2 protein-coding genes are annotated in these 954 nt (G+C 73.2%); both read left to right on the top strand.

Annotation, left to right across the window (positions count from 1 at the left end; genetic code table 11):
* On the top strand, positions 1-629 hold a 629-nt coding region (locus ABD140_RS39885; RefSeq protein WP_344248273.1), incomplete at its 5' end, for a hypothetical protein.
* Between the two features lie 13 nt (positions 630-642).
* A complete protein-coding gene (locus ABD140_RS39880; RefSeq protein ID WP_344248271.1) occupies positions 643-939 on the top strand; it encodes a hypothetical protein in 297 nt (98 codons plus the stop codon).
* Positions 940-954: the final 15 nt, after the last annotated feature.

Below are 954 nucleotides of genomic sequence, written 5' to 3'. Positions count from 1 at the left end.
CCGCCCTGCCCCTGACCGGCACGAAAACACGCCCCCTGGGCGTCGCGGCCGAGACGGGCACCGCGCTCCCGCTCACCGCCGCCAAGCGCGGACTCCTGGACACCGCGACCGAGACGGACATGGCCCTGCCGCTGACCGGGGGACGCGCCCGCGTCCTGGGCGTCGCGGTCGAGACGGACACGGCCCTGCCCCTGGCCGCGACGAAGACCCAGCAGCTGGGGACCGCGACCGAGACCGACACCGCCCTACCGCTGGCCGTCACCCGGGGCCGCGTCCTGGGCGTCGCGGCCGAGACGGGGACCGCGCTCCCGCTCACCGCCGCCAAGCGCGGACTCCTGCGCACCGCGACCGAGACGGACACGGCGCTGCCCCTGACCGGCGCCCGTACCCGCGTCCTGGGCACCGCCACCGAAACCAGCACCGCCTTGCCCCTGACGGCAGTGAAGACCCGGCTGCTGGGCATCGCGGCCGAGACCGACACCGCCCGCCGGCTGAGGGGATACCACCGGAACATCACCCTGGTCATCGGGATGCCCCGCACCGGCTGGCACGCCGCCGGACCGCTCCGCACCAGCTGGCACGCCGCCGAACCAGAGCACGCCTGGTCCGCCGGGACCCCCACCGTCTGAAAGCGAGGACCACGTGCTGAAGATCTCGATCTCATCGGTGGAGTACCTGGACATCCCCGTCACCGCCGACAGCGAAGTGGAGCTGGAGTCGCTACCGGTGGAGATCGCCATCACCGACGCCAACAGCCACCCCGGTGCAGCCGACTGGCAAACAGCGTCCTGGCAGAACGGCCACGCCCGCATCCTCATCGGCCCCGGCACCGCCCTGGAGCTGACCCAGCGCCGCCAGCGCTATCTCGCCTGGGTGCGCGTCACCGACACCCCCGAACGGCCCGTGCTGAAGGCCGACGGGGAGATCGTCACCTACTGAACTCCTGCCCGGCCC

The organism is Actinocorallia libanotica (assembly GCF_039525175.1).
GTDB lineage: Bacteria > Actinomycetota > Actinomycetes > Streptosporangiales > Streptosporangiaceae > Actinocorallia > Actinocorallia libanotica.
This window is presented reverse-complemented; position numbering and strand designations above follow the sequence as displayed.